The sequence below is a fragment of the Thermodesulfobacteriota bacterium genome (assembly GCA_031082315.1).
Taxonomy (GTDB): domain Bacteria; phylum Desulfobacterota; class QYQD01; order QYQD01; family QYQD01; genus QYQD01.
Genome location: JAVHLC010000009.1, coordinates 110,145 through 135,208, shown reverse-complemented (window position 1 = coordinate 135,208; position 25,064 = coordinate 110,145). Strand labels below are relative to the sequence as shown.

18 protein-coding genes and 1 tRNA gene are annotated in these 25,064 nt (G+C 52.1%); 13 read left to right on the top strand and 6 right to left on the bottom strand.

What is annotated here, in order from left to right; all coding sequences use genetic code 11:
- Positions 1-118 precede the first annotated feature (118 nt).
- From RDU59_09525 to cfa, 6 genes are all read left to right on the top strand, one after another.
- The gene (locus tag RDU59_09525) at positions 119-541 is read left to right on the top strand and encodes a hypothetical protein (protein ID MDQ7838712.1); all 423 of its coding nucleotides are present in this window, start codon (positions 119-121) and stop codon (positions 539-541) included.
- Positions 542-561: 20 nt separating this feature from the next.
- Complete coding sequence (locus RDU59_09520) at positions 562-1,749, top strand: pyridoxal phosphate-dependent aminotransferase (protein MDQ7838711.1); 1,188 nt, start codon at positions 562-564, stop codon at positions 1,747-1,749.
- A gap of 92 nt (positions 1,750-1,841) precedes the next feature.
- Positions 1,842-3,110, top strand: a complete 1,269-nt coding sequence (locus tag RDU59_09515) for a hypothetical protein (protein ID MDQ7838710.1) — start codon at positions 1,842-1,844, stop codon at positions 3,108-3,110.
- A gap of 93 nt (positions 3,111-3,203) precedes the next feature.
- Positions 3,204-3,279 (top strand) — tRNA-Glu (locus RDU59_09510).
- Positions 3,280-3,936: 657 nt separating this feature from the next.
- Positions 3,937-5,190, top strand: a complete 1,254-nt coding sequence (locus RDU59_09505; protein MDQ7838709.1) for a DEAD/DEAH box helicase — start codon at positions 3,937-3,939, stop codon at positions 5,188-5,190.
- A 572-nt stretch (positions 5,191-5,762) separates the two neighbouring features.
- Entirely contained in the window at positions 5,763-6,902 is a 1,140-nt protein-coding gene (cfa, locus tag RDU59_09500; protein ID MDQ7838708.1) for a cyclopropane fatty acyl phospholipid synthase, read from the top strand.
- Positions 6,903-6,944: 42 nt separating this feature from the next.
- Here cfa and arfB read toward each other — a convergent pair whose 3' ends face one another.
- Entirely contained in the window at positions 6,945-7,370 is a 426-nt protein-coding gene (gene arfB, locus RDU59_09495; protein ID MDQ7838707.1) for an alternative ribosome rescue aminoacyl-tRNA hydrolase ArfB, read from the bottom strand.
- Positions 7,371-7,725: 355 nt separating this feature from the next.
- A complete protein-coding gene (locus tag RDU59_09490; protein MDQ7838706.1) occupies positions 7,726-8,283 on the bottom strand; it encodes a hypothetical protein in 558 nt (185 codons plus the stop codon).
- Between the two features lie 745 nt (positions 8,284-9,028).
- Here RDU59_09490 and RDU59_09485 point away from each other — a divergent pair.
- Positions 9,029-10,201 carry a cytochrome c3 family protein gene (locus tag RDU59_09485; GenBank protein ID MDQ7838705.1) on the top strand — a complete coding sequence of 391 codons (1,173 nt, stop codon included), beginning with the start codon at positions 9,029-9,031 and terminating at the stop codon, positions 10,199-10,201.
- 281 nt (positions 10,202-10,482) lie between these two features.
- On the opposite strand, the gene RDU59_09480 is transcribed toward RDU59_09485, so the two are convergent.
- A complete protein-coding gene (locus tag RDU59_09480) occupies positions 10,483-11,316 on the bottom strand; it encodes a metallophosphoesterase (GenBank protein ID MDQ7838704.1) in 834 nt (277 codons plus the stop codon).
- Positions 11,317-11,741: 425 nt separating this feature from the next.
- Here RDU59_09480 and RDU59_09475 point away from each other — a divergent pair, with 425 nt between their 5' ends.
- The 4 genes from RDU59_09475 to ftsY all read left to right on the top strand — a co-directional run bounded on the left by RDU59_09475 (position 11,742) and on the right by ftsY (position 19,702).
- Positions 11,742-12,581 carry a glycine--tRNA ligase subunit alpha gene (locus tag RDU59_09475; protein MDQ7838703.1) on the top strand — a complete coding sequence of 280 codons (840 nt, stop codon included), beginning with the start codon at positions 11,742-11,744 and terminating at the stop codon, positions 12,579-12,581.
- 178 nt (positions 12,582-12,759) lie between these two features.
- Positions 12,760-14,829: a glycine--tRNA ligase subunit beta gene (gene glyS, locus RDU59_09470; protein ID MDQ7838702.1), complete on the top strand. Its 2,070-nt coding sequence runs from the start codon at positions 12,760-12,762 to the stop codon at positions 14,827-14,829.
- A 170-nt stretch (positions 14,830-14,999) separates the two neighbouring features.
- Positions 15,000-18,527: a chromosome segregation protein SMC gene (smc, locus tag RDU59_09465; protein ID MDQ7838701.1), complete on the top strand. Its 3,528-nt coding sequence runs from the start codon at positions 15,000-15,002 to the stop codon at positions 18,525-18,527.
- Between the two features lie 206 nt (positions 18,528-18,733).
- On the top strand, positions 18,734-19,702 hold the full coding sequence (ftsY, locus tag RDU59_09460) for a signal recognition particle-docking protein FtsY (GenBank protein ID MDQ7838700.1): 969 nt from the start codon (positions 18,734-18,736) through the stop codon (positions 19,700-19,702).
- On the opposite strand, the gene RDU59_09455 is transcribed toward ftsY, so the two are convergent.
- The 3 genes from RDU59_09455 to RDU59_09445 all read right to left on the bottom strand — a co-directional run bounded on the left by RDU59_09455 (position 19,691) and on the right by RDU59_09445 (position 23,253).
- On the bottom strand, positions 19,691-20,224 hold the full coding sequence (locus RDU59_09455) for an O-acetyl-ADP-ribose deacetylase (GenBank protein MDQ7838699.1): 534 nt from the start codon (positions 20,222-20,224) through the stop codon (positions 19,691-19,693). The two genes, ftsY and RDU59_09455, sit on opposite strands and share 12 nt — an antisense overlap.
- A complete protein-coding gene (locus RDU59_09450; GenBank protein ID MDQ7838698.1) occupies positions 20,221-21,507 on the bottom strand; it encodes an MltA domain-containing protein in 1,287 nt (428 codons plus the stop codon). The genes RDU59_09455 and RDU59_09450 overlap by 4 nt, the downstream gene beginning before the upstream one ends.
- Before the next feature lie 339 nt (positions 21,508-21,846).
- Positions 21,847-23,253 (bottom strand): NAD-dependent malic enzyme, encoded by a 1,407-nt coding sequence (locus tag RDU59_09445; protein ID MDQ7838697.1) that lies wholly within the window; start codon positions 23,251-23,253, stop codon positions 21,847-21,849.
- Positions 23,254-23,534: 281 nt separating this feature from the next.
- Here RDU59_09445 and RDU59_09440 point away from each other — a divergent pair, with 281 nt between their 5' ends.
- On the top strand, positions 23,535-23,969 hold the full coding sequence (locus RDU59_09440; GenBank protein ID MDQ7838696.1) for a hydrogenase iron-sulfur subunit: 435 nt from the start codon (positions 23,535-23,537) through the stop codon (positions 23,967-23,969).
- Positions 23,970-23,982: 13 nt separating this feature from the next.
- Positions 23,983-24,987, top strand: a complete 1,005-nt coding sequence (locus tag RDU59_09435; GenBank protein ID MDQ7838695.1) for a 4Fe-4S ferredoxin — start codon at positions 23,983-23,985, stop codon at positions 24,985-24,987.
- The last annotated feature ends 77 nt before the right edge of the window (positions 24,988-25,064 follow it).

Sequence of the window (25,064 nt, the reverse complement as noted above, 5' to 3'; positions counted from 1 at the left end):
GTATGGAGCAATACGCCGCAAGGAGGAGCGATCGAAGGCAACGCCGCAGATGATGTCTTGATGGTGATCAGGGTCAACTCTGCCCTTGTATTTTGGCCGCAGAAATAGTAGTAATCGGATGAATTTTAAGGCGAGGTTTAATATAGGCGGACTTGGTTCCGGGCACATAGGCATGACTTTCTATCCGGTAAAGGCTGGGACTCATCTGAAGTATGCGCGGAAACTCCTGGCTGAGGCCATGGAGGCAGAACAGTTGGGGCATGCGACAGAGGAGGTTTTTAAGAGATGCCTGGACGCATCGGAACACGCCTTAAAGTCCATTTTTAATATCACCGGCATTGATATGGAAAAATACAAAGACCTGGAAGATGCGGTGTCCCGGGGGTTAAAGACGGTCTTTGATAAGGCAACACTTAACCAGATAAAGAATTATTATTCAACCCTTAAACTATCCGCCTCTCCAGAGGCGGATGCGTCCGAAGCCATAGAAAAGGCTTCGTTCCTTATAAAAAAGGCTGCGGAATTTGTCCAACCGCAATAAGCGGGGAGGAATTGACTATTATGTCTATTTCGACCAGGATGCATGATTTTATGACCAGGGCCTCGTGGATACGCAGGATGTTCGAGGAAGGACTGGCCTTAAAGGCCCAATATGGCCCTGATAATGTCTATGACTTTAGTCTGGGAAATCCGGACCTTCCGCCGCCGGCCTCTTTCCGTCAATCACTCATGGAGGCCGTCAATAATGAAACACCCAACTGTCACAGCTACATGCCGAACGCCGGTTATACAGAGGCGCGAGAGGCCGTGGCCCGCCATCTATCATCTGAACACGGCCTGTCATTTTCTGCGCAGGATATAATCATGACCTGCGGCGCGGCAGGGGCCTTGAATGTGATCCTTAAGGCCATACTCAATCCGGGAGATGAAGTTATAATCCCGGCCCCCTACTTCGTCGAATATAATTTCTATGTCGATAACCATGGCGGCAAAGCTGTCATAGTCAGGACGAAAGAGGATTTCTCCCTCGACCTCCCGGCTATCGAGGAAGCGATTACCCCTCGTACCAAAGCGGTACTCATTAATTCACCTAATAACCCCACGGGCCAGGTCTATGATCGGGATTCCATCCGGAGACTGGGCGAGCTTTTGGCCGATAAGACGCAAGGCCGGGGCCAGACTATTTATCTTATAGCCGACGAGCCTTACCGCTACATCGTCTATGACGGCATAAAAGCGCCCAGTGTCTTTGCCGCCTACCGGGAGACCATCGTCGCCACCTCACACTCTAAAGACCTCTCCCTCCCCGGAGAACGCATCGGCTATATCGCCGTTCATCCGGAAGGCATGGATAGGGATGACCTCGTATCCGCCATGACCCTGGCCAACCGTATCCTGGGGTTTGTGAATGCGCCGGCCCTGATGCAGCGTGTGGTGGCCGGGCTCCAGGGACAGACCGTGGATGTCTCCATCTATCAAAGGAGGCGGGACATGCTCTGCGAGGCCCTGGCCGGCTATGGTTATCAGTTCCTGAGACCTAAAGGGGCCTTTTATCTCTTTCCCAGATCCCCCCTGCCTGACGATACAGCATTTGTAAAGACCCTCCAGGAAGAAAATATCCTCACCGTGCCGGGCAGCGGCTTTGGATGCCCCGGATATTTCCGCATTGCCTTCTGTGTGCCTGAAAAGACCATCGAGCGGGCGCTCCCGGGTTTTGAGAGGGCTATGGGACGGTATCTGGATAAGTAGTGACCGCTTCATGAAATTGTCACATCCTGCCCATAATCACGTCATATTTTTCCGGCATTATCCCCTCCAAAAATAATCGCAGGAGGTGGTAAATGAAAAATTGTTTAGTGAAAAAGGCCGTTATGATCCTGAGCTTGATGCTGTTTGCCATTACTCTGGAAGGCCCTTTGAGTTATGCGGCAGATCCTTTGCTGGAAAAGCTGAAACAAAAGGGCGTGCTGACCGAAGAGGAGGCAGCGCAAATTGAAAAAGAAAATGAAAAAAAAGAGGCAAAGCTACCCAAAGGCCTCGAAGGAGTAAGCCTTGGCGCCCTGGCCTATATCGATTATTCGGCCGGTAATAGCCTGAGCAGCGGGAGTCAGAGCAGCTACAATCAATTCGCGGTCACGCGCGGTTACATTAATTTCACAAAACAGGTTACCCCCTGGTTTTCCGTACGCGTCACGCCTGATATATTTCAGGAAACCGTAAATGATGGTTCTAAAGCTTATGGTAGCTGGCTGCTCAGGTTCAAGTATTACTACGCCCAGTTCAATCTGGCGGACCTGGGATTGTTTACCAATAATAAAACGGAACTTGGGATGGGCCATATGGCCTGGCTGGATTTCCAGGAACACGTCAATCCCTACCGGTGTCAGGGGACCATGTTTCAGGAAAGATTCGGCAATTTTAACTCATCGGATATCGGCATAGGCATTATGGGTTATTTCGGCGGTGAGATGAACGACGACTATAAGAAGAACGTCACTAAATATTATGCGGGTAAGTATGGCAGCTATCACCTCGGTGTTTACAATGGGAGCGGGTATCATGCCACGGAAAACAACAACGACAAGGCGGTGGAATACCGGGTTACGGTGCGGCCCCTGCCCGATGTGTTGCCCGGTCTGCAATTGAGCTATTTCGGCGTCACCGGAAAAGGTAATAGCGCTACCTACACGGGCAGTAATGCCCCGGACTGGCATATAAATACAGGCTTCATCAGCTACGAGTCCGAATATTTCACGGTTACCGGTGAGGTCTGCCGAAATAAAGGCAATCAGGCCGGGACTTGGCTTACTACCGGCAGCAACCCAAAGACGGTCGAAGGCTATTCCTTGTTCGGGTTCGTGAGGGTTCCGGGCCTGGAAAAACTGAGGGTACACGGCCGTTATGATTACTTTGATCCGAATGTGGATGTCTCAGATGACTCTGCGCGCCTGCTTATCGCCGGGTTGAGTTATGACGTCTACAAGCATAATATGGTCATGGTGAACTACGAACGTTACAATTATGACGTTAACAATAGCAAGGTCGGAGGTCTGGCGAACGCAGACGATTATAAACACAAGGTTCAGTTCGTCTATCAGATAAGTTTCTGATGCAGAAAACAGCCATCGACGCTTGGCAAGATATAAAAATCTTGACAACAGCGCATCCACGGTTTATTTTCGAACCCGTAACAGTCAGTTATAGGTCCCATCGTCTAGCGGCCTAGGACATCGGCCTCTCACGCCGAAAACACGGGTTCGAGTCCCGTTGGGATCACCAGAAAACATAACCCCTTGACTTTACTTAATAGAGTCAAGGGGTTTATTTTTTCTCTCCAACTCTTAAGGTATTACTTATTCTCCTTTGCCGTATTATGATCGAGGCTGCGATAGAACGTCTTGACCATAACTGAGGAGATATGCTGGTGGGATATCATGGATAAGATACGAGGATTGACCGACGACTTAACCAGTCGTTCATAAAGATTGGTATTTACAAGTTTATTAAATAGGTTCGTAAGGATCAACTCCTGGTGTCGTTATCATTCGCTCTCTCAAGGCCTCCGGCACGCGGTACGCATATCCATCTATTGTACTTTTCGGCACTTTCTACTGATAAGATGAATAATTTGTGTTCGTTCGGATCGCCCAAAGGGCGGTTAGACAGTATCCAGAGCCGATATACGCACTTGGTGAAAAAAAGCTGGCTTTTTCATGCGTTGTTATGTATAGTAACAAATTCCTATCAGGAGTAACGTTTCGTCTCTGACCTTCCCCGCTGTTCTTTACCGCAGGTTTTCTGGTTGGCGACGTCCATGCCGTTGGCTTACAACGGCTTGGGGAACCTGGCGGTAATCCCTGCCACAAACTGCCCAGCAAAACGGTTTATCCTTGGTAATTTTTATTCCGCCTGTGGCGGGCGGAGAAGGGTATTACTTTGTCGTTTCAAAGATTCAATCTCGATCCACGTTTGTTGCGCGCTGTCGCAGCAAGCGGTTACACCATTCCCACTGAGATCCAGAGCCAGGCTATTCCGGTAGCCATGGAAGGCCGCGACCTGATGGCCTCGGCACAGACCGGTACGGGAAAGACAGCGGTGTTTGTACTGGCTGCGCTCCAACGGCTGGTCACGCCTCCGACGATTCGGGGCCGTGGCGCGCGGGTGCTGGTGCTTACGCCAACCCGGGAACTGGCGCTTCAGGTCACCCAGACTGTCCATCAACTCGGTCGTTTCACCCAACCACGGGCCGGCGCTATTGTTGGCGGTGTCCCCTACGACGCTCAGGAAAAATTGCTCCGCATGCCTCTGGATTTTCTTGTCGCTACCCCGGGTCGTCTTCTTGACCACATGCAGCGCGGTCGGGTGGATTTTTCCCGCGTAGAGCTCTTTGTTCTGGATGAGGCCGACCGGATGCTCGATATGGGCTTCATCGATGATGTGGAACGTATTGCCTCGACAGTCCCTAAGTCCCGGCAGACAATGCTGTTCTCGGCAACGCTTGAGGGCGGCGTACAGCGTATCGCCCCCCGGCTCCTCCGGGACCCGGCGCGCATCGAATTGGCGCGGGTGAAGGAGAGGCATGCCTCCATCGAACAGCGGATGCACTGCGCCGATGGTCTTGGGCATAAACAGGCCCTGCTCGCTCATCTGCTTGGCGACCGGGAGGTTTCACAGGCCATTGTCTTTACTGCGACCAAGAGGGGCGCCGAACAAGTGGCGGCGATTCTTGCCGCCCAGGGACATGCCTGCGCCGCCCTTCACGGCGACATGAGTCAGGGCGCGCGCAACCGCACCATGGAACGTATGCGGCGTGGAGGAGTGAGGGTTCTGGTGGCTACCGACGTGGCCGCACGCGGTCTGGACATCAGGAGCGTGAGCCATGTCATTAATTTCGACTTGCCCATGAGGGCGGAGGACTATGTCCACCGTATCGGGCGGACCGGCCGTTGCGGGTCATCGGGAATTGCCGTATCCCTGGTCAGTCCCCAGGACAGGGACAAGCTGGCGTGCATCGAACATTACACGGGCCAGCACCTGGACCGGCTGGTGATTCCGGGTCTGGAGCCGGTTATCCCGGAACCGCGCAAAGGCCAGGGGGCTAACTGCGGCCGCGCCTTTAAAGCGCAGGGCACACGCAGAAGCTATAGAACGTCCGGGCGCTTCGCGCAAAAGGCGAAGTCCCGGCATTAAGGCCGGGCGTGACGCGCCGAAAAAATCGATTGAAACACTCATCCGCCTTGCGGCGGACAAAGAACAATGAAAACAATTCCCCGGCCCCCTTTTTTTGATGAAGAGGGGGTACGGGGATTTTCAGGTGAACATGCATAGCGAGCGCATTCCCGCTGCTTGCAGCGGGGAGCTTCAAAACCAAAAGCGGTAATTCCCCCCGGCTGAAATCTGCAATCTTGACCGTCCACTCGCCCTCCGAACAGGATGACCGGCTTTCCCGGTAATTTTTGCTTGTACATCATAATTATTGAGTGCTAATATTATAATTATACGCTCTGCGTTCATTCGGCGTCTCCTGCGGGATTCTCAAGAAGTAATCGGGCGCGTGTTGTACGCCTGTCTCCGACCGTTGCCTCCGGGGTTTGACACGGTATTCCTCTTCTTTCTGCGTTACAGCGGTTTACGCCAGTCTATAGTCTGCTCAAACAGCTTATTTTCTGTCTTGCTATGCAGCGGTGCGTTTCAAGATGTGTGTCGGGAAGCCGTCAAACTTTGATTTTTTACGAGATCATCAGTCTTGAGATAAAATGCTTATGAAGGCAGCGAAAGCCAAAGAAATCCTTCAGGCCGTCCTGGCCCAGGCCGGTATCGTCATAGACGGCAACGGAGATTCTGATGTTCGGGTCAGGGATGGACGTTTCTATGAGCGGGCGCTTGCCCGCGGGGCTTTGGGCGTGGGCGAGGCCTATATGGACGGCTGGTGGGAGACGGACAGGCTGGATGTCCTGGCAGAAAAGGCGTTATTGAAGGACATAGAGTTTAGTATAAATGATCTCAGCCTGGCCAGCAGGGCGGCGCTCGCATGGGGATGCCTTTCGGCCCGGGTTCTTAATCAGCAGAACGAGAGACGCTGCCTCTGTGCCGCTGCCCATTATAATCTGGATAACGAGCTGTTTCGCGCCATGCTCGATAAACGGATGGTCTATAGTTGCGCTTATTGGAAAAACGCAAGGACATTAGACGAGGCCCAGGAAGCCAAACTGGAACTGGTTTGCAGGAAACTCTATCTGCGTCCGGGCATGCGGGTTTTGGATATTGGCTGCGGGTGGGGCAGCTTTGCCAGGTTCGCTGCTGAGAACTACGGTGTTTCAGTCGTGGGGATAACTATCTCCCGGGAACAAAGTTCGCTGGCCGAAAAAATGTGCGCCGGATTACCGGTCCAGATCAGGTTGCAGGACTATCGTGCGCTCGGCAGCGACGGCGCCTTTGATGCCGCAGTTTCACTGGGGATGCTGGAACATGTCGGCTTCAGGAATTACCGCAGGTACATGAGCGTTGTCAAACGCAATCTCAGGCCGGGCGCACTCTTTCTCATACAAACCATTGGCGGTAACATTTCCGTAACCGATATCGACGCCTGGCTCAACAAGTATATCTTCCCCCGCGCCATGTTACCCTCCGTATCCCAGATTGCCGGGGCGTGCGAAGGGATATTTGTGATCGAAGATTGGCACAATTTTGGGCCTGACTACGACAAGACGTTGATGGCCTGGTTTCAAAACTTCGATAAAAACTGGAACAAGTTTCACGGGAAATATGGGGAGACATTCTATCGAATGTGGAAGTACTACCTTCTCACCTGCGCAGGGGCGTTCAGGGCCAGAAAGAACCAGCTTTGGCAGGTTGTGCTCTCTGATTCCGGGGTCAGGGGAGGCTATGTGCCTGTCCGGTAATAGCCGGAGGGCCGGTTTGCCTTGCCTCCGGACGCTTTGGCCCTACCCCTCAGAGGGGTGGATTAGTCGTCGCATACGTTTGGTCTGACCGCGCCGCTGTTTTGTTTCTATGCGGCGTCTCCGTGACGCAAAAGGGGCCATGGTCTTACGGCGAGGCTTCGGTATCTCTGCCGCTCTGTGGATCAGCGCTGCCAGTCGATCGATTGCGTCCTGGCGATTTCGTTCTTGTGTGCGGAAGCGTCGAGCCTCGATAATGAGCGTACCGGACTCAGTGACCTTCTTCCCGGCGATGCGCAGCAGCCGCTCACGAATCTCGGGCGGAAGTGAAGGGGAGCCGGTTACGTCGAAACGGAGCTGAACGGCAGTCGCTACCTTGTTTACGTTCTGCCCGCCGGGTCCGGAGGCGCGCACAAACCTGAAGTGAAGCTCGTTATCGTCCAGCATAATTTTTGACGAGACCCGAATCATATCTTACTCCGCTTACTCACGACAGGCTTGTCTTCCCCAGACGTCTCGAGGATATAACACTTTAGGTTTTTGAAAAATATGCCATAGACAAGGCGCTATAAGGTCCAAAATCCCCCTCAATCCCCCTTTTCCAAAGGGGGAAGTGGTTCTCCTCCCTTTGAAAAAGGGAGGTCGGGAGGGATTTAAAAATACTTTTTCAAACAGCTAAACTTGGTACTCGATGATTATGCGACACGTAACGGAACTAACGTGACTGCGCTCCCACTTATCCATAACACGCCCAACCGGCTGGCGTCAGGCGCATTGACTGCTTAAGCTACCCGCCTTACAACAATGGAACAGACGTGTCGCTCAATTATGAGAACGTTCTGTCGAACAATTCGGCGATTGCTTTTTTGCCGTTCTCTTCGAGAAAGCGCGTCCCTGTTCCTGCGAAATGAACATGGGTGATGACCGGCTCATTTCCCCTCTCGCGCTCAACCCAGTCTGTCTGAGTCCAACTGAACCACGCATTACGTTTCTGATCGAATACGTACAATGGTTTGTTGCATAATTTGGCGAACTCAGCGCCCCATCCTGTGCCGCCCTTTACGGTTTTGTCCTCCAGTATCTCTCCAACCACGTAAATTTCCTGTCCGCTGTTAATCTGATACCAGATGCTTTGCAGAATTTTGCGAAAAGTCGGGCTGCTGGTGTAGCGGCGATTCATCAGCCGCGAAACGTATTCCAGGCTCACGTCCCCATTTTTTAGCTCTTCGTGGTTCAGTACCCGCAAGCCTCGTTGGCGAACGATGTTGTGTCCTTCAAATGTGAAGTTCACTTCTTCAATTCCAAAACGCTCCGCATTCGCCCCAAATTCCGCCTCAGCCCCTTTAACGCCGCCACTAAACAGAATAAAACCTTCCTTCTTCATGCTCGTTCCTTTCTTCAAATCCTGTGTTGTTATTTGTGCGCTGAATGAAGCATGGGTGTGGCTTCACACAACTCAATTTATAACTTACCATGCCAGGGTTGATTCTTGGAAGGATTTTTCGCGGCGCAGGTCATACTTTATTCGATAATCATAAGAATATATAGGATAGGGACGTTGTGCATAACCCCTCACTCCGTCTTCTATCCAACCGCTTGCACCATATCGGCGAGATTTACTCCTTTTGCACCTTTTTCAAATCAAAAGAAAAGCAACGTAGGGAACAACGTTACTCTCTTACTCCCTCTCAAAAAGAGGTAGGGAGAACATTTCTCTATAAATGGAAACGATTTTCCACTGAGTGGGTATTTTGGTTCTCTTTTTTTATTGTCTTGATGCTCCTCCACTATACCCCGTAAAATCATAACAGTCGGATATAACGGATATTTTTCTTTTTTAAAATTATCCCGTAGGTTACGGCACGGGTTTTGCTTTTGTCTAGCCAGACAGGATAGAATAGAAAGGAATGGCTTCGGCTCATAAATTAAAGATTTAGCCCAAAAATGCCGATAAAAACAATAAGCCAGAGTGCGGAAATTTGGTCTCTGGCTAGTGTATTTTGCCCAATTTTACTAGACAATGAAACTTATATGTGCTACGAGAACAAAAGAAAAATTTTTGCCATTAATAAGGTCGGGTATGAAAATTTAGCCCTGCTTCGGGGTGGAAATGTACGGAAGCATGGGAAATGGTAACGAATGTAGTACAACGGTCTAGTCTAAGAATATGCCTACAGCAGATAACCGCGCTGTCAGCTACGCTGGTTCTTTTCTTGATACTGTCCATCCCGATGACCTCTCTTGCCGCAATTACCGGTCCTTGTGTTAACTGCCATACCATGCACAACAGCCAAGATGGTTCAGCTATGGCTACGTATGGTGCTGATGGCAAGCCTTGGAAAGGCACCGGCCCCCTTCCGGCACTTACTAGGGGTACGTGTCTGGGCTGCCATGGTTATGGTGGAGCGCAAAAGATTGCAACTATAGGCGGGAGCGAGATACCTCAGGTCTACCATACGGATGGCTTAGACCTGGCAGGCGGGAATTTTGCCTATATCCTCGGAGCCAAAGGCAGCGGCGCATCGGATGCCAAGGGACACAATGTAAAGGACATTGGTGATGCGGATGCAACTTTGAATGCTCCCCCGGGTCTTTTACCTGAGAGTGGCCATAATATGATAATCACAGATACAAATCTCACGTGTACCGGATACATTGGTTGCCATGGTACGCGCAGTGGTTCATTCCCAGGGATAGCGGGGATAAAGGGCGCTCACCATCAAAATGTAGATGGAAAGTGCGATACGGCAGATACGGTGGCAAATAGCTATCGGTTCCTATTGGGCGTGAAGGGTCTTGAGAATAACGGGACATATAAATGGCAGAATTATAATGCTGATCATCATAACGAGTACTTCGGGGCAACCACCCCTATGATTGTGAGTTGTGCCAATAGCTGTCATTTAGGTCCTAGTGGTGCTGCAAAACCTCCTAACAACACCATAAGCGGATTTTGTGCTACATGCCACGGGCGATTTCATGACCCGACTGAGATAGGAGGCACTTCCTCACCATTTAAGAGGCACCCCAGTGATATAGTTTTGCCTAGCGATGTTAATAAAGAATACAAAGACTATACAAGTTACAGTGTAGAGGCCCCGGTTGGCAGGACAATAGTCCCTGACTCTCCAAGTAGTACTGTTACGCCGGGAACAGATGTTGTCACGTGTCTTTCCTGCCACGCCGCCCATGCCACGAACTACCCTGACATGCTAAGGTGGGACTACACAACTATGATTGCAGGCGGGGGATCTAATACTACCGGATGCTTTACCTGCCATACGCAGAAAGACAATCTATAACTATAATAAAGCTTGTATCCGGAGTGAAGCGTAGTGGAATTCCGGATAAAATCAAGTCGAACGAAGCCGCCGGGATAACGCGCGGATAGTTGTAAATGCCTTTTCCACTGTTTTTTTCACATCCGGGTTGACAAGACAACAGGTAGCCGGGGAGAGCATACTTCTGGACAGAAGAAATGCACGGTCAATACCGGCGTTAACGAGGGCAGGAGCGGACTGGCGGGACTTGCGGACACGATCATGGTATTGGACGGACGACTGGAATCATCTTACAGCCCCGTTCAAACATGGAAAAAGCCCACACTATCCTTCGGATCCATCCCCCTCTCAGCCCACTCCCACTCGTAGCCCACGCTGTGCGTCATAGCCAAAATACCGCCCACGGCCTGCTCTTTTCTTTCATGGGTATGTCCGTAGAGGACAACTCTGACCTTGGAAGAAGCCCTTATAATCTCTGCCGTTTTGGTGTTCCCGGTGAAGGCGTTAAGGAAATCCCACGAAGGATCATTCTTGTATGTAAGTAGCTCCCGAAAAGGCACGTGGTGGAGCACGACCACGATGTGATCAACGGCATCCTCTACTTTGGCGATCTGTCTTTTCAGGGATTCGTTCATTATGCCGGCCACCTCGGCGTCTTCCATGGAACTCCAGTTGCAATAGACGGCATCCATCCAGCGCCTACCCCCGAATTTTTTCGTCTTATAGGCGTTTTCAAGAATTTCTCCGTTTAGACCTTCGTTTCGGAAGGAATAGTCGTACCAACCGCACGTCCCTACGAACCCCACATTCCCTGTTACATAGGGCTCAAACCCTAAGTAAATAAACCCATTCTCTTTTGCCAGCTTAGGCAGAGTGTAACGATATTTTTCTATGCTGTTTCCCTCTTCGTTCTCCACCCAGAGGTCGTGGTTACCAGCCACGACCAACTTCGGGCACGTTAGCCGGCCATATTTTTTTAAAGTCCCTTCGAAATGCCGCTGATCGGCAGAGACGTCTCCGCAGACAATAAAAATATCCGGAGATTCCCTGAGTAGAATCGGCACCTGAATCTCCGGAACCCTTTCGTTTTCAGGAGAAACGTCGGCGTGGATATCGGAGGTAAAAGCGATTTTCATTCAAAAACAGGGCTGTTATTTCTTCTCGGCCTTGGCTGTCGCTTTTTGGGCGGTAGCCTTCTTGGCCGCGGGCTTAGATGTAGTTTTTGTTGTCTTTGCCATTTTACTCTTCCATACCTTGCATATAACTTGACGGGTGCTGCCTGAAAACAGGCAGACTCATCTGCTATAGGCTTTTTCGAACCCCTCTCCCTTGAGAGGCTGTGTCGCGATGACAAATAATAATTATGACACAGTCCCACCGGGGGAGGGGAGTTCTGACTTTTTACAAGATTATCAATTTGTATAGAAATTACAGCCGGATTTCAATATAAATATGCCGCAAGAATATCTTTCCGATAAAACAGCCACAGGCGGCTTTAATTGACTTTGTTTGTGGATGGTGGTAATAAAAAAGCGCTTTTTTGAGCGTAGGGAGCTAACTGATGGACTTTCAGACCTTGATTTTTTCGTTGCAGCAGTTCTGGTCAGACCAGGGCTGTGTGATCCAGCAGCCTATAGATATTGAGGTTGGGGCGGGGACCTTTCATCCCGCCACATTTCTCCGGGTCCTGGGGCCGGATCCCTGGAAGGTGGCCTATGTCGAGCCGTCCAGGCGTCCGGCGGACGGCCGCTATGGCGAGAATCCCAACCGCCTCCAGCATTACTATCAGTTTCAGGTAGTCATCAAGCCCTCCCCGTTGGAGATTCAGGACATCTATCTGAAGAGTTTAGAGGCCCTGGGGCTGAATCCTAAGGAGCACGACATCCGTTTTGTAGAGGACGACTGGGAATCGCCGACCCTGGGGGCCTGGGGCCTGGGCTGGGAGGTGTGGCTGGACGGCATGGAGGTTACTCAATTTACTTACTTCCAGCAGGTAGGGGGTATAGACCTCCAGCCCGTTTCTGTAGAAATTACCTATGGGCTGGAGAGGCTGGCCATGTATCTCCAGGGCATAGACAATGTCTATGATATCGCCTGGAGGAACGGGGTCAAGTACGGCTATATCCACCGCCGCACTGAATATGAATTTTCCAGATATAATTTTGAGGAAGCCGATATCCGGATGCTCCTGAAACTATTCGACACCTATGAGGCAGAGGCCCTTCGCCTGGTTGATAAGGATTTGGTCTTGCCTGCCTATGAATATTGTTTGAAGTGTTCGCATACCTTCAACCTTCTTGAGGCCCGCAAGGCCATCAGCGTCACAGAGAGGACGCATTTCATCGCCCGTGTGAGGAATCTGACCAGGGCCGTGGCTGAAAAATATGCCGGTCCGACATAACTGGTTTTCGTCCGGAAACCTTAGGGTTCCGGACGAAGCGATCAGCAGTCAGCTATCAGCTTTCAGCTTAATGTTTTGTTTTCATAGATTTTTGCTGACAGCTAATCGCTGATCGCTGAAAGCGTGAAGCCGGAAACGATAGTTTCCGGATGAACATTGATTAAATTGGAGTCATAGTATGGTTCACGAATTGCTCCTGGAAATCGGGACAGAAGAACTCCCGGCCGGCTTTATTCCTGATGCCCTGGCCCAGATGAAGGATATAGCCGCCCGTCTATTAAGTGAAAAAAACATCTCCTTCGGGGACGTAAACGCTCTGGGGACTCCGCGGCGCCTGGCCCTGGTTGTATCCGACCTGGCCGACCGTCAGCCCGACCAGTCCAGGGAGATTACCGGCCCGCCCAGGCGGGTGGCCTTTGACGCTAACGGCAACCCTACCCCGGCCGCCATAGGTTTTGCCCGGTCTCAAGGGGTGGATGTCTCCGCCCTCACCACGATCCAGACCCCCAAGGGGGAATATCTGCTCATAAAGAAAGACGAAAAGGGGGAGGAGACGGCTGTTCTCCTGAAGGCCCTTTTGCCGGAAATCTGCCGCACCATTTCATTTCCCAAGTCCATGCGCTGGGGTTCGGAGACGATAAGTTTCGCGCGGCCTATCCACTGGATACTGGCTGTCTATGGTGGAGCGGTTATCCCTTTCAATTTTGGTTCGATCAAAAGCAACAGGTCCACCTATGGCCATCGCTTCACAGCGCCTGACCCCGTAGAGGTCACGGATTTTGCCGACTATAAAGACAAACTCTCCCGGTCCGGCGTAATCGTCGATCCTGAGGAACGCAAGTCGATGATTATAAATGGGATAACTCAGGCGGCGGCCGCAGCCGGGGGCCAGGTTTTGCCGGACGAAGGCCTTTTAAACACCGTCACTAACCTGGTGGAGTATCCGGCCGCGGTCTGCGGCTCCTTTGCCGCGGAATATCTCTCTCTCCCCAGGCCCGTGCTCATAGCCGCCATGCGGGAACATCAGAAATATTTTGCGGTGGTCAATGCCGAGGGGGAACTTCTCCCCTATTTTATTGCGGTCAACAATACCCCTGTCGCCAACCCGGCTATGATTACCAGGGGCCATGAAAGGGTCTTGAGGGCCAGGCTCCAGGACGCCGGCTTCTTCTTCGCCGAAGACCGGAAAGAGTCCCTGGCCGCCCGGACTGAGAGATTAAAAGGGGTTATTTTCCACTCCAAGCTCGGCACTTCCTATGAAAAGGTCATGCGCATCAAGGAACTGGCGATCTTTCTGGCCGAAAAGATTTGCCCGGACAGATTGGCTGAGGTGGAAAGGGCAGCCTACCTCTGCAAGGCCGACCTGCTCACGGCCATGGTGGGCGAATTCCCCACCCTGCAGGGGATAATGGGCCGTGAATACGCCCTCCTCTCCGGCGAGAAAAAGGAGGTGGCTGAGGCCATCCTCGAACATTACCGGCCCGCCTTTGCCGGTGATGCCCTTCCGGCCGGGCAGATAGGCTGCATCCTCAGTATCGCAGACAAAATGGACACCATAGCCGGCTGCTTCGGCATCGGGCTGACGCCCTCGGGCACGGCCGATCCCTATGCCCTGCGCCGGCAGGCCCTGGCTATATTGCACATTATCCTGGGCCGTTCGTTCGATGTCTCTCTGAAGGAATTGATAGCCCGCAGCACGACCCTCCTGGCCGGGAAGATTACCGGGGATATAGATAAAACCGGGGAAGATGTCCTTTCCTTTTTCCGAACGCGTTATCAGCATCTTTTAAGCGCCCAGGCGGATGCAGACGTCATAGAGGCCGTCACATCTCTCCACTTTGACCGTCTCCGGGAGACCCAGGGCAGGATAGAGGCCCTGCAGCAATTCAAATCGCGGCCTGAATTCCAGGACCTTTCGACCTCCTGCAAGCGGGCAGTGAACATCTCACGTGACAATGAAGAAACAGACATTGATCCCGGCCTTTTTGTCCATCCGGCGGAGAGCCGCCTCTATACCGGCTATGGTCAAATAAATGAGAAGGTCCGGGAACAGATGGAAAGGCGTGACTACCTGCGTGCATTACAGGAGACCGCCGGGCTGAAAAAGTCCATAGATGAGTTCTTTGATGCCGTCATGGTCATGGATAAGGACGAACGGCTGCGCCGCAACAGGCTGAACCTCCTTACTCTCATCACAAATTTGTTTAAGAACATCGCTGACTTTGGTAAATTGCAATCCGCGTCGTGACCCTATAGCAGCCTACCCAATATGTAGTATATAGCCGTTGAGGCTATACCTTCTATTGTACTTTATCCTTTACAGTTTGCCGCATATTTGCTAATATGTAAAATTAAGGTAATGTGTCATATATCCGGCCTGGGTACAGGCAATCAACAGCCGAAGGCGGGTGCTTATCGATGAAAATAAATCGTGTGGAGATGTTTGGATTTAAATCCTTTGTCAACAAGACGAGTGTCTCCTTTAGCGAAGGCATTGCCGCTATTATTGGTCCGAATGGTTGTGGCAAGAGCAATATCGTCGATGCCATACGCTGGGTTTTAGGCGAGCAGAGTCCAAGGCAGCTCCGGGGAAATGCCATGGAGGACGTCATCTTTGCGGGCAGCGAAAGCCGGGCCCCTTTAGGGGTGGCGGAAGTAACCATAACCCTGGCCAATGGCAACGGCACCGCCCCCCCGCCCTTTGAAAATATGAGCGAGATCGCCGTAACCCGCCGCCTTTATCGTTCCGGAGAGAGCGAATACCTGATAAATAAGGCCCCTTGCCGGTTGAAAGACATCGTCTATCTCTTCATGGACACCGGCGTGGGGACAAAGGCCTATTCCATTATCGATCAGGGGCAGATCGGGAGCTTTGTAGAGGCCAAGCCGGGAGAAAGAAGGATACTGGTAGAAGAGGTGGCGGGAATCAGTAAGTTTAAATTCAAGAAAGACGAGGCCCTTCGAAAGATAGAGCACACCAGGCAAAACCTCCTGCGCCTTGAAGATATCCTGGGCGAGGTAAAAAGGCAGATGAACAGCCTGCACAGGCAGGCCAAAAAGGCAGATCGATACCTGGAGCTTAAGCAGAATCTAAAGGGGCTGGAGCTATTCCTGGCCTCTGCCGACTATGCGAAGTGGCAGGATATCCTCACCCGGAAGGAGGAGGTTATAACGCTTGAGAGTGAGAAGGAAAATGCCCTGGCCGCCCGGATAGCGCAGTTGGAATTAAATGCGGAGGAGCTGGAGCTGGCGAGCCTGGAGCAGGAAAAACTCATTGAAGAGCAGAGGAGCAAGGCGCATCATTTAGAAAAACTCATTCAGGACACAAAAAATCGTATTGAATACCTTAATCATAGCCTGGAGGAGATAAGTCGCCATCTGGCCGAGACAGCCCAGGGCCTGGAACGCGAAGAGCAGCACAAAAAGGAGATCGCTGCGCAGAAAGAGAGATGCATAAAGGAGGCCGAGTCGCTAAACAGCAAGGTGGCGGAAAGGCATACGGAGCTTGCCGGGGCGGAAAAGCGCTTGCAAGAACTGCGTGCAGAGCAAAGGGCCATACTGGATGAGCTTGAAGATCACAAGATGGAGATGGTCGGCCTTCTTTCCCGTGAAACCCACCACCGAAACCGGATACGAACCATAGAGCAAACCCTGGCCGCTCTGAATCAAAAGCGCCAGAGAAATCAGGAGGATCGCCGGGAGGTCGCATCCGCCCGGGAGATAACCCGTCAGGAACGCGCGGACAGGGCTAATGAACAGGCAGAATTAGAAGGGGAGATTAATGCCATACCCCCCTTTATTTCCGATCTGAAGGTCCGGGAAGAGACTCTGGGAGAAAGGCTTCAGGCCCTGCAAAAAAAACTGCGGGAGATTACGCAGGCCCATACCCAAAAAACGGCCAAACTGGATCTCCTGAAAAACCTGCAAACCAACCTGGAGGGTATCCCGGCGGGAACCAGGGCCTTGCTCCATAATAATCAAGGCGGCCCCGGGATACAGGGGCTTCTGGCCGACTTCCTGGAGACTGAACCCGGGCTTGCCATGGCCGTAGAATCTGTCCTGGGTAGCAAACTGCAGTCGCTGGTGGTGGAAGATCTGAATCAGGCTATTGAGGCCATAACCTGTCTGAAAGACCGGGAAGGCGGACGGAGCGGGTTCCTCAGCCTTGCCGGGGAAGAGGCCGTTGCGCCACCGGAGCTGGGTCATTTGCTCGTTCACCGGATCAAGGTCCTTCCACCTTACCATAACCTGGTCAGGCAGTTACTGAGGGATGTCTATTGGTTTGAAACCATTCAGGAGGCCCGGACGTTCTGGGAAGGTCGGGGCGGTCAATGTACGGTAGTCACACGCGATGGAGACATGATAGATCAATCCGGCTTTATCGAAGGCGGCAGCCGCCAGGGAGCGCCCGCCGGGTTCTTCTCACGCAAAGAAGAGATACGGCAATTGACCGGGGAAGTGGATGAGTTGCGAAGCGCCATAGAGGAGACGAAAAAAGACTTTAAAGAGGCGGAAACCAACCTTGCTGATATACAGACCGAACGAAGACAGAAAGAAGGGGAGCTGGCGCAAAAGCAATTCGAGCAGCGCCTCAAAAAGCAGAAATTGGAACAACTGGCGCAGACGGAGGAGATACATAAAAAGAGACTGACCCTTTTAGAGCAGGAAGAGGTTGAATTTGACCGGGAAGGGGCCGCGCTTACGCAGGAACTTGCAGAGGTCAGGGAAGAGCTTGAGAAAATGCAGTCTGCAAAGTCCTCGCTCCAGGCGGAGATAGACCTTCGGGAAAATGATGCGGCGGCCATGGAGAGCGAGATGGAAGGCAGCCATGTCCATGTTACAGAGGCCAAAATGGAACTGACTGCCCTAAAGGAAAAAATCCGTCATCTGGAATCCGAAGCAGGCCGCCTCGGTCAGGAATATGAAAGGCTGAGTGCGCTGGGTCAAAGATTGCAGGCTAAGATGGAAGAGTTTGTCGGTCAGCAGGACAAAATAACCGGAGAGATCGCCGGCGCCGAAGGCAGCCTGACCGTCGATACGCAAAAACAACAGGAAGCGGGTGCATTGTTACAGGATTACCTCCAGCAACATCAGCAAAAAAGAGAGTCCCTCATGCAAATTCAGGTCGCATTAAAGGCCGGGCAAAAGGACTTAAAGGAGGTTCAGACCGGCCTGAATTCCCTCTCGGTCGCGAAGACAGAGGCACAGTTGAATATACGGCATCTTGAAGACAAGATACACGAGACCTATCATATCTCTTTGCGGGAAGAATATTCTGCTCATGCAGATTCAGCGCTTTCTACAGACGAAGCCTCGTCCGAGGCGCAGACAATCAGGGAAGATATCGCCAGGATCGGAGAGGTAAACCTGACTGCCATCCAGGAGTATAAGGAGCTGGAGGAACGGCACGACTTCCTCTCCACCCAACAACAGGACCTTGTCTCCTCTATCCAGTCCCTGGAACAGGCCATCCAGAAGATAAACCGGACCTCAAAAGAGCGCGTCTATGAGGCTATCAAGGCCATAAATGAAAAGCTTTCCCTTACATTCCCTACGCTCTTCGGAGGCGGCCAGGCTGAGCTTGAATTGACCGACCCGGATGACCCGTTAGGCGCCGGTATTGAACTATATGTCCAGCTCCCGGGCAAAAAACTGACCAATCTCAACCTGCTCTCCGGCGGCGAAAAGGCCCTGGCCACCCTCGCCTTACTCTTTGCGGTCTATATGGTCAAACCCAGCCCGTTCTGCCTCCTTGATGAGGTGGATGCCCCGCTGGATGAGGCCAATACAGAGCGCTTCAACAGTATGCTCAAAGAGATCGGGAGAGAGGCCCAGATCATACTCATCACCCATAATCAGAAGGTTATGGAGGCAGCCGACGTCCTCTACGGTGTGACCATGGAGGAGAAAGGCATATCAAAGCTGCTCTCGGTACGTTTAAACTAGTTCCCATCCGGAAACTCAACGTTTCCGGATGGAGCAGTCAGCAGTCAGCTATCGGCATGAAGCCGGTCTACCGTTCACTGTTGACTGTTTACCGAAAGAAAATGTCGGATAACGGATAACGGATAACAAACATGCTGACGGCTGACAGCTGATAGCTGAAAGCCTGAATCCGGATGAACACTAATCTAAGAAAGGCCTAATTCACCATGTTCAAATGGTTTCTAAAGAATAAAGAAAAACCGGTAGAAAAGACGGAGGAAGAGCGCGGCCTTTTTCAGCGCCTTAAAGACCAGATAGCCAGGACCAGGGAATCCTTTGTCAAACAGGTGGACAGACTCTTCCTGGGTAAGAAGGAGATTGACGCCGATCTCCTGGACAGTCTGGAAGAGATATTGATCACCGCAGACCTTGGTGTGTCCACTGCTACCGGACTCATAGAGCGCATCCGGGAGAAGGTAAAGCGCAAAGAACTCTCCGATGCCTTTGCCCTTAAAAATTATCTCCGGGAAGAGATCCTCACCTTACTGCGTTCTCCGCAAAAAGAAGGGGAAGAGATCACGGCAAGCCCGTTTGTCATACTCGTTATAGGGGTAAACGGCACAGGAAAGACCACTACCATCGGGAAACTAGCCCACAGATTCAAAGGCCTGGGGCAGAACGTCATGCTTGTGGCGGCGGACACCTTTCGCGCCGCGGCCATTGAACAACTGGAGATATGGAGCAAGCGGGCCGGTACCGATTTTATTAAACAGAAAAGCGGTTCCGATCCTTCTGCGGTAGTTTATGATGCCTTGGAGGCCGCACAATCCCGGAAAACAGACGTAATGATTATAGACACGGCGGGGCGGCTGCACACCAAAGCAAATCTCATGGAGGAACTGAAAAAGGTACAAAGGGTTATTCAGAAAAAAATGCCCGGAGCGCCTCATGAAATCCTCTTGGTGCTGGATGCCACCACCGGTCAGAATGCCATCTCCCAGGCAAAGCTATTTAACAGCGCCCTGGGTGTTACCGGCATGGTCTTGACAAAACTGGATGGTACCGCCAAAGGAGGGGTTGTGGTGGGCATTAGCAATGAACTCAATATCCCGATCCGTTTTATCGGCATCGGAGAGAAGATAGAAGACTTGAGGGAATTCGACCCGGACACCTTTGTCAGTGCCTTATTCGACTAACCTGCCTAATACCTTACAATAAGCGTCAAATACCGCCCGGCTGAAGAGTACAAAGCGAACCGTGTTGATCTCCGGGTGCCCTTTTAGGTAGCTGATAACTGTGGTCAAGGCAATCTCCGCGGCCTCGTCCACCGGATAACCGTACGCCCCGGTGCTTAGGGAGGGGAAGGACAGGCTTTTAAGTCCATAGCGGGAGGCCAGACGCAGGCTTTCCCGGTAGGCGCCGGCCAGAAGCTGAGGCTCATGTTTGGCGCCTCCCATATAGATGGGGCCCACGGCGTGAATTACAAACCTGGCCTTAAGATTACCGGCAGTGGTAATTACGGCCTGCCCGGTCGGACAGCCGCCGATAATCCGGCATTCTGCCATAATTTTCGGGCCGCCGGCCCGATGTATGGCCCCATCCACTCCACCCCCGCCGGCCAGGCGGTCATTGGCCGCATTTACCAGCGCCTCGGTCTCTTCGCTTGTGATGTCCCCTTCCACCAAGACCAGCGTGGATTTATTAACAGGCACCTTCACGGCAGCACTTCCTTTCTATTCGTATCCGGGCTAATTCCTGCGCGCTTTTTGACCAGGAAAAACAGCCTTCCCGTGTGTTTGAGGTTACCGGCGGCCGCCTCTGCATAAGGACCTGAACCCCAGAAGATATCCACACGCCCCGGTCCCTTTATGGCCCCTCCGGTATCCTGGTTCAGGACAAGGCGTGTAAATGGCATCCATCTTTCGATGCCGCCATTATTATCCAACGCCGGTTTTTCGGCTATTATCAGGGCAATAGCCCCACGTGGAAGTATCCGGGAATCCGTGGCAATCGAACGCCCTGGTGTCAGTATCTCGCCCAAACAGCCGCGCGGTCCATCCTCCGCCAACTGGAAGAATACATAACTTTCATTATAGCATAAAATTCTCTCCTGTTCCTCCGGATATTTCTTCAGATAATCCTTCAGGCTGAACAGGGACACCTCTGAAGGCTCCATCTTGCCTTCTTCGATGAACAGGTTGCCGATGCTGCGGTACGGGCGCCCGTTTTTGGCCTGATACTGGGCAAACAGCGATTTGCCGTCTTCCAGTTCAATACGTCCGGAGCCTTGGATCTGCAAAAAGAAGGCCTCAACAGGGTCTGCGAGATAGAGTAGTTCAAGGTCCTTACCCTGCAAGACCCCCTGGTAATCTATCTCACGCCGCGTATAATAAGGCACCAGCCTTCCTTTGTATGGCCTTCCCACCAGTGTCTTTGGCGGGTAATCAAGGCCAAAATCCTGAAGGTTTACGTAAAGCATATCGTCGGGCCGTCGATAAAGCGGATAAACGTATCCACCGGCACGCAGCCGGCTTCCCTTGAGAACCGGCAGATAGTAGCCGGTAAAAAGTACATCGCCCTGGCCGGTTCGGCCGGTAGCCTGGTAAAAAGAAAATTTTTCTTTTACCAGGCGGGCAAAATCTTCCGGCGCAGCGCCGGCATTTATTATCTCCACGAGTGTTCGGACTGAATCAACGACCTCATCACGGCTGTAAATATCATCCCCGAACCGAAAACTTTCTGTGACCGGCAACCGCTCTAAATAGCCAAGGCTTTTTAGGGCGGCCTGGCGCAGAGAGTCCAGATCCATATCATCCTGGAACGGCGGGATATCCTCTTCCGGCGTAAGGACGAGCGGCGGAGGTGGGGGAGGGGGAGCAGGCGCTGGAGGGGGTGCGGTCGGCGGCAAGGCTGCCTCTTTCAGCGCCGGCATACACCCGCCCAGTATAAGAATGATAACTGACAGCAGATAAATAAGGTTACGGGCTTTCCCGGTCTTCATTTTTTCTCCCTTTATTCCCCGAGTACTGCCAAGAATCTTGCCACAGAGGGCACAGAGAACACAGAGAACACAGAGAACACAGAGAACACAGAGAACACAGAGAACACAGAGATATCAGCAGGTTAAGACAGAATTTGGTTCCTTCCCTCCCCAGCTTCTCCAATGTTGTTGTTTGTCCCCAGAAAATGACTTAATCATAGCTCTGGAGAGTGCACAAGTCCCGGAGATACCAATAAAACTATTTCGTTCTTAACTGCTCTGTCTTTTTCTTTTGATTTCTTTACGTGGCTCTGTGCACTCTGTGTTCTCTGTGGCTTATTTTTTGTGAAACTTTTGGCACTACTTTGTTCTGGCCACGCCGGTCTTGCGTGCGGCCATAATGGCGGCCTCAGCCACTTTCCCGGCTACATCGGGGTCAAAAACACTGGGTATGATATACTCCGGGCCCAGTTCATCCTTTTTTACCGCGCCGGCTATGGCCCGGGCCGCCGCCAGCTTCATTTCTTCGTTTATGTCTTTCGCCCGGCAATCCAGGGCCCCGCGGAATATCCCCGGGAAACAAAGCACGTTGTTGATCTGATTGGGATAGTCAGAGCGTCCGGTGGCCGTCACTGCCGCATACGAGGCAATATCCTCCGGCATGACCTCCGGGACGGGATTGGCCAGGGCAAAGACGATAGCCTGAGCCGTCATCTTCTTTATATCGTCCGGCGTTACAATCCCCGGAGCCGAGACACCGATAAACACATCCGCTCCCTTCAGGACGGCCGCAATACTCCCCTTTTCCCGCGCAGGGTTGGTCCGCCTTGCGTATTCCTCCTTGACGGGAGACATGTGTTCCTTCCGGCCCCGGTAGATGGCCCCGGCCCTGTCACAGCCGATGATATTTTTTACGCCCGCAGAAAGCAGGATATTGGTCACGGCCACGCCGGCCGCGCCTACCCCGCTTATGACCACTTTAATATCCGGCATCTTTTTGCCCACCACTTTAAGGGCGTTAATCATGGCCGCCAGTACCACTACCGCCGTGCCGTGCTGATCGTCGTGGAAGACAGGGATGTCCAGTTCCCTCTTAAGACGCTCTTCTATAGTGAAACAACGGGGGGCTGAAATATCTTCCAGGTTAATGCCGCCGAAACCAGGGGCTATGGCCTTGACCGCCGCTACTATCCCGTCTTCATCCTTCGTGTCCAGACAGATGGGGAAGGCGTCCACCCCGCCGAATTCTTTAAAAAGTATGGCCTTACCCTCCATGACCGGAAGCGCGGCCCGGGGCCCGATATCCCCCAGACCGAGCACGGCGGTGCCATCCGTAACCACGGCCACGGTATTCGCCTTGGTCGTGAAGTCGAAGACCCTGTCTTCATCCTCATTTATTACCTGGCAAACCCGCGCCACACCGGGGGTATAGGCCATGGAAAGCTCGGTCTTGGTTTTCAGATGTATGCGGCTTTTTATCTCCAGCTTGCCCCTTTCGTGCAGCTTTAACACCTCATCGACCACTTCCAATATATGCACCCCTTCTATTTTGCCTATTTTTTCCACCAGGGCCTGGGCATGTTGTTCGTCACGGGCATGGAAATTGGCCAGTGCCTGGACAGCATTCCGGGTCTCGCTTAAGATGTGAATATCTATGAGACGGCCATCACCACGTTCAATGGCCGCCGCGACCTTTTCCGGCCCGGAGCGATCCGGTGACTTCAACCGGACCGTAAAATTATAGGCAGGGCTTAGCGGCTTTTTCATACCTCTAAAGTTAACAAAAGGGACTACCTATGTCAATTTTGTTTTCCCTCTTCGTTTGTTGACAGCCCCACGCTCATTTGGTAAAAGGTAACACCGTAATTAGTGTTCATCCGGAAACAACTGTTTCCGGTTTCACGCTTTCAGCGATCAGCGATTAGCTGTCAGCAAAAATCTATGGAAACAAAACATTAAGCTGAAGGCTGATAGCTGACTGCTGATCGCTTCATCCGGAACCCTTAGGGTTCCGGATGAAAAATAACTATCTGAGACGCGCCGCCAAAATGGGGAAAAAATCACAGGGCCGGGAGCCCAAGATCATCGCCTTTCTTTGCAATTGGTGCAGCTACGCCGCGGCTGATCTGGCCGGCGTCAAGCGGCTCAAGTATCCACAGAATGTGCGCATCGTGCGCGTCCCCTGCATAGGCAGCGTAAGCCCCTATTTCATACTGTATGCCCTGCGGCAGGGGGCGGATGCCGTAATTGTATCCGGATGCGCCCCGGGAGATTGTCATTACCGCAGCGGTAACCTTTACGCCCGCCGCCGGTTTCAATTATTCAAAAATCTGTTTAATTTTATGGGGATGGAGGAGGATCGCCTTCACTTTGCCTGGATTTCTGCGTCAGAGGCGGAACTCTTTGTAAAAACCATGCAGGAAGTTACCGACCGGGTGAGAATCCTCGGCCCATTAACATATCTCAAAAAGAGCCGAACTTGATGGTCTAACGTCAATGCCTACCGAAGCCATACGAAGCATAGCGGCGAAGGCCCTGGAAGAGAAAAGGGTTGACCTGGTCATAGGTTTCACGCCGGGAGCAAGCCCGCTCACTACTCAACCGGCGTTTATAGAAGAGTCTTCCATAGCGGGAAAGCTCATCTGGAATGACTTCTGTGTGAGCAATCCGGCAAAAAATCTGCTCAGGCGGGACAAGAAGATCGGCATTATCGCCAATGGCTGTATCTCGCGCAATATCGTGGTCTATATCGTAGAAAAGCAAATCAGAAGGGAAGATATCTATATTATAGGCGTTCCCTGCCAGGGGATGCTGGACAGGCATAAGATTAAGGCGCTCTCAGGCAAGAAAAAGATAAAAGACATCAGGACGGAATCCGACCGGGTGACATTGTCCGGTGATGCCTTCACCAAGGAATATCCGCGCCGCGAGCTCCTCCGTCAGAGTTGCCTTTATTGCCGGCATAAAAATCCTGTCATCTACGACGTCCTGGCCGGAGAGCCGGTCGGTAGATCCGCCGAGAGGAGGGTGGATGAAGATAAAGAAACGGCCGATCAAGACATAGAAGTCTTGGAGGCCCAATCTGCAGAAGAACGTTCAGAATACTTCCGAACCCTGTTTGCCCAGTGCAAGCTGTGTTATGCCTGCCGTAACGCCTGTCCGGTCTGCTATTGTCCAACCTGTTTTGTGGATCGAACCGATCCCAGGTGGTTTGATAAACCGCCCGCCTCCGGAGATGCCTTTACCTTTCACCTCCTCCGCGCCATGCACTGCGCCGGTCGCTGCACAGACTGCGGGGCCTGTGAGAGCGCCTGTCCGGTGGGCATACCAATAACCAAACTCACCCGCAAGTTGAATAAGGACATACGCATGCTTTACAACTTTGAAGCGGGATTGAGTATCGAGACGCCCTCCCCCCTTTCTGTGTATGATCTGGAAGACCCGCAGGATTTCATACTCACCGAAGAGCTCAAAAAGAAAGCCAAGACCAGCGCCTCATAAAAGTAAAGACCCTGCCGCCCGCACAGAAAAAACAATAAAACCAGGGCACAGAGGGAAACACCAAAAATCCAGGTAAT

What these genes read in the sequence shown, in the direction of transcription:
- RDU59_09525 (MDQ7838712.1), top strand. Translation starts at nt 119, where the DNA reads ATGAATTTTAAGGCGAGGTTTAATATAGGCGGACTTGGTTCCGGGCAC.
- RDU59_09520 (MDQ7838711.1), top strand. Translation starts at nt 562, where the DNA reads ATGTCTATTTCGACCAGGATGCATGATTTTATGACCAGGGCCTCGTGG.
- RDU59_09515 (MDQ7838710.1), top strand. Translation starts at nt 1,842, where the DNA reads ATGAAAAATTGTTTAGTGAAAAAGGCCGTTATGATCCTGAGCTTGATG.
- cfa (MDQ7838708.1), top strand. Translation starts at nt 5,763, where the DNA reads ATGAAGGCAGCGAAAGCCAAAGAAATCCTTCAGGCCGTCCTGGCCCAG.
- arfB (MDQ7838707.1), bottom strand. Translation starts at nt 7,370, where the DNA reads ATGATTCGGGTCTCGTCAAAAATTATGCTGGACGATAACGAGCTTCAC.
- RDU59_09490 (MDQ7838706.1), bottom strand. Translation starts at nt 8,283, where the DNA reads ATGAAGAAGGAAGGTTTTATTCTGTTTAGTGGCGGCGTTAAAGGGGCT.
- RDU59_09485 (MDQ7838705.1), top strand. Translation starts at nt 9,029, where the DNA reads ATGGTAACGAATGTAGTACAACGGTCTAGTCTAAGAATATGCCTACAG.
- RDU59_09480 (MDQ7838704.1), bottom strand. Translation starts at nt 11,316, where the DNA reads ATGAAAATCGCTTTTACCTCCGATATCCACGCCGACGTTTCTCCTGAA.
- RDU59_09475 (MDQ7838703.1), top strand. Translation starts at nt 11,742, where the DNA reads ATGGACTTTCAGACCTTGATTTTTTCGTTGCAGCAGTTCTGGTCAGAC.
- glyS (MDQ7838702.1), top strand. Translation starts at nt 12,760, where the DNA reads ATGGTTCACGAATTGCTCCTGGAAATCGGGACAGAAGAACTCCCGGCC.
- smc (MDQ7838701.1), top strand. Translation starts at nt 15,000, where the DNA reads ATGAAAATAAATCGTGTGGAGATGTTTGGATTTAAATCCTTTGTCAAC.
- ftsY (MDQ7838700.1), top strand. Translation starts at nt 18,734, where the DNA reads ATGTTCAAATGGTTTCTAAAGAATAAAGAAAAACCGGTAGAAAAGACG.
- RDU59_09450 (MDQ7838698.1), bottom strand. Translation starts at nt 21,507, where the DNA reads ATGAAGACCGGGAAAGCCCGTAACCTTATTTATCTGCTGTCAGTTATC.
- RDU59_09445 (MDQ7838697.1), bottom strand. Translation starts at nt 23,253, where the DNA reads ATGAAAAAGCCGCTAAGCCCTGCCTATAATTTTACGGTCCGGTTGAAG.
- RDU59_09440 (MDQ7838696.1), top strand. Translation starts at nt 23,535, where the DNA reads ATGGGGAAAAAATCACAGGGCCGGGAGCCCAAGATCATCGCCTTTCTT.
- RDU59_09435 (MDQ7838695.1), top strand. Translation starts at nt 23,983, where the DNA reads ATGCCTACCGAAGCCATACGAAGCATAGCGGCGAAGGCCCTGGAAGAG.